Raw genomic sequence first — 3,266 nt, 5'->3', positions numbered from 1 at the left:
GAACGAATCAAGGGGCTGCGCGCGAACGCGGCACGCCTGAGCCATGCACAGCTCGATGAAGCCGAAGCGCTCGACGACGGCGATCCGGCGGAGATGGGTGCTCAGTATGCGGAGCTTCGCAAGCGATTCCCCGAACTCAATGTACTAGGGGGGTGCTGCGGCACCGATCACCGTCATGTCGCAGCAATCGCAAAGGCGTGCATCTGATCGAGGATCTAGATCACGCACTCGAAGCCCCTCCGCCCTGACTCGCTAATTGACAGAATCCTGGGTTATCGGGCATTTCCGAAAACGCAGCTTCGATTGCCTATCCTCTCATTCATTGATTCAGCGATCGCTAATCGCTCTCGATGAGCTTCCAGCGCTAAAATTCGTCCAGGTTTCCATACATCACTTCACCCTCCAGCAGCGTAAGCAAAACCTGAACATCGGAAACGTCCTGTATCGGAATCTGGAACAGGTCCTGATCCAGGACGATCAAGTCTGCATACTTTCCGGCTTCGACAGAGCCCGTCATGTCGTCGATTGAATTCAAGAATGCGGCGTTGATCGTGTAGGCGGCGACCGCCTCATCCAATGCGATCGTCTCGCCAGGCAGATAGGATTGCCCCTCATCGGTGAGAGGGTCCACATGGGTTACCGCAGTCTCTATACCAATCAGTGGGTTGGGGGTGGAGACAAACCAATCACTGCTAAAGGCCACGGTAGCGCCGCTGCGTTGAATCGAGCCAATGGGATAGCTCCATTTGATGCGATCGGGTCCAACCCGTGGAAGGTTGAACAACGTGACGTAATCGTCAAAGTAGGTCCAGTAAGGCTGGAAGCTGGCACCGACCCCTAATTCTTGGAAACGAGAAATGTCATCGGGGTGAACAAACTGCAGGTGGGTAATGTGATGCCGCGCATCCCGGCGTCCGTTGGCGTGCCAGGCCGCCTCGATGGCGTCGAGGCCGTAGCGCACTGTGGCGTCACCAATGGCGTGGATATGAACTTGAAAGCCTTCGGCATCCACCAAGGAGACGCCACTCATCAATTGCTCGTGCGGAACCATCATGAGGCCACGCGTTTCCGGCTTGTCTTCGTAGGGTTCGAGCAGCATCGCGGTGTGAGTTTCAATCACACCATCGGCCCAAAACTTCACTGTGTCGACCTGCAAACGGCCCGCTGACGATTCGCGACGCGCCTTCTTGAAATCCTGGATCTGCTCCATGCCCTTTCCCGCATCCCAGAAAAGCGAGGCAGAGACCCGAACGTTCAGCTCACCCCGGTCATTGAGGATCTTGTACGCGGGTAGTGCGCGGTACTCGCTGCGACCATCAAGTTTGACGATGGCTTCCTGGATCGCCGTAATCCCCAAAGAGTGATAGTAATCCTGCGAGTACCGGATGCCCTCCATCAGATCTTCATCCGAATAGCGAGGCCATTGACTCCTGATCAGTTCCATGGCCGATTCTTCGTGCAGAGTGCCCCAGAGTTCCCCCGTCTCCGGGTTGCGTTCGATCCTTCCTCCCGCCGGGTCTGCGGTGTCACGCGTAATTCCGTAGGTTTCAAAGGCTGCCGTGTTGACCCAGAAAGCGTGTCCGTCCGCATCGCCGAAGACCAGTGGCCGACTCGAATCTATGGCATCCAGCAGTTCCTTTCGCGGTGGCTCACCGTCGTCGAATTGATCGATCGTCCAGCCGAGCCCCCGGATGATTTCAGCTGTCGGATTCTCATCAACACACTTTTTGATCTCGGCCAAGACAGTCTCTTTATCCTCGAGATCGAAGACGGGGCATTCCGAAAAAGCAGCGCCCGCGGCAGCGAAATGGGTGTGAACATCCTGGAAGCCGGGAAGCAACATTTTTCCTTTGAGATCGACACGCCGAGTGTTGCTGCGTACGAAATCTCCGACACCCGCATCGTCGCCGACGTAGACGATTTTACCGTCACGGATGGCGACGGCCTGCGCCCAGCTTCGCTCTGCGTCCACGGTGTAAACACGGCCATTGGTAAAAACGAGGTCCGCAGCACCGTTTCCGTGCTTAAGCGGCTGATGTCCACACGCGCTCGACAAGAGAGTCATCGATAAAGCCGCGATCTTTAGACTTGCTCGAAATTTCATTTCGGCTCCCATACAATGGCAAAGCAATAGCAAAGAGCGCATTCACACTTTGCTTCGAAACGCCCGCTCGGTCGCGAGGATAGGATGATTTCAACGTGGATGCTGTTTGCCTTCGGAGCCATGTTTGGCTGGGGGCTTGGGCAAGGGTTTACCAAAAAGTTCATTAATGATGTATCCGGCACGCGATTTTGTTTGTATTTCGTGGTTGCGGTTTCATTTGTCAATCTCATCATTTGGGCCGCTAACGGTTCTCCCAATCCTTTTTATACAGAAGCGGGAGAATTTGAGACCGGGTTCGTAACGTTCGGAACCTTGTCTTATATCTTCGATGGCATCGCCTGGGCGTCCTATTTCATATGCATCAAGTACGCCCCGATTGCGATCGTTGGAACGGTCTCAGCCGCCTATCCAGCGATTGTGATGACAGTGCTTTATTTTTGGCTGGGCCAAAACCCGACTCCAATCATGTGGGCTGGTGGTGTGCTTGTGGTTTTAGGGTGCGTCGGCCTTGGTTACACCCCGAAATCTGAACTGGATGAAGAAGTCGACAACTCACACGTTGTCCCTAGCATTTGGGTCCCCTTAGCGATTCTTGCTGCTGTGGCTTGGGGGCTCGCGTTCTCATGTTTGGCATATACCTTTAGCGATGTTGCAGGCTTCGAGGGTGCGGGCGGGGCTGACATCTATCCCTTGATGGCCATAGGCGATGCCATGATCATGGTTCCATTTGCGTTGATTGCAGGCAGAAAAACGGATACCCACACATTCGAAGGCATCAAGTTGGCAGCCGTACCCATGACATTCTTTGCGCTGGGTAATGCTTGCATGCCTCTGGCCAATGCGTTCGATACGGAAGGGTTATACGGTGGCCTGATTGCGGCAATCAGCGCCGCATACCCGATGGTGACATTGGGATTCGCGTATGTCTTTTTGAAAGAACGAATCATCAGGTTTCACTGGTTTTCTGTTGCTGTTGTGATGACCGGCATCATGGTGTGCACAGGTACTGCAGATTTGATCATGGGCTATCTGAGTCCATGATATAGGGTGTGTGCCTATCCTCGGCGGGATGTTGCATTGAGGTAGAAGAAACATTTCTGCCGGAGGTGTAAAAGTGATGCGAACAGGTTTCTTTTCCCATCTGCCGGCGTGCGCTCCTGTC

At 54.2% G+C, this 3,266-nt stretch carries 3 protein-coding genes; 2 read left to right on the top strand and 1 reads right to left on the bottom strand.

Annotated elements, in window-relative coordinates:
* Positions 1 to 207, top strand: a 207-nt coding sequence (locus tag O6944_05370; GenBank protein ID MCZ6718567.1) for a homocysteine S-methyltransferase family protein, incomplete at its 5' end; no start/stop codon positions are given.
* A gap of 157 nt (positions 208 to 364) precedes the next feature.
* Here the strand turns inward: O6944_05370 and O6944_05365 are convergent.
* The gene (locus O6944_05365; protein ID MCZ6718566.1) at positions 365 to 2,104 is read right to left on the bottom strand and encodes an amidohydrolase; all 1,740 of its coding nucleotides are present in this window, start codon (positions 2,102 to 2,104) and stop codon (positions 365 to 367) included.
* Between the two features lie 84 nt (positions 2,105 to 2,188).
* On the opposite strand from O6944_05365, the gene O6944_05360 reads away from it, so the two are divergent.
* Positions 2,189 to 3,145 (top strand): DMT family transporter, encoded by a 957-nt coding sequence (locus O6944_05360; GenBank protein ID MCZ6718565.1) that lies wholly within the window; start codon positions 2,189 to 2,191, stop codon positions 3,143 to 3,145.
* The last annotated feature ends 121 nt before the right edge of the window (positions 3,146 to 3,266 follow it).

It is taken from the genome of Gammaproteobacteria bacterium (assembly GCA_027296625.1).
Classification (GTDB): Bacteria; Pseudomonadota; Gammaproteobacteria; order JAKEHO01; family JAKEHO01; genus JAKEHO01.
The sequence above is the reverse complement of the archived record's forward strand: the minus strand, read 5'-3'. Positions and strand labels throughout refer to the sequence as shown.

Bases quoted from the DNA above. Each gene is read 5' to 3' on its own strand.
- O6944_05365 (MCZ6718566.1), bottom strand. From the start codon at position 2,104: ATGAAATTTCGAGCAAGTCTAAAGATCGCGGCTTTATCGATGACTCTC.
- O6944_05360 (MCZ6718565.1), top strand. From the start codon at position 2,189: ATGATTTCAACGTGGATGCTGTTTGCCTTCGGAGCCATGTTTGGCTGG.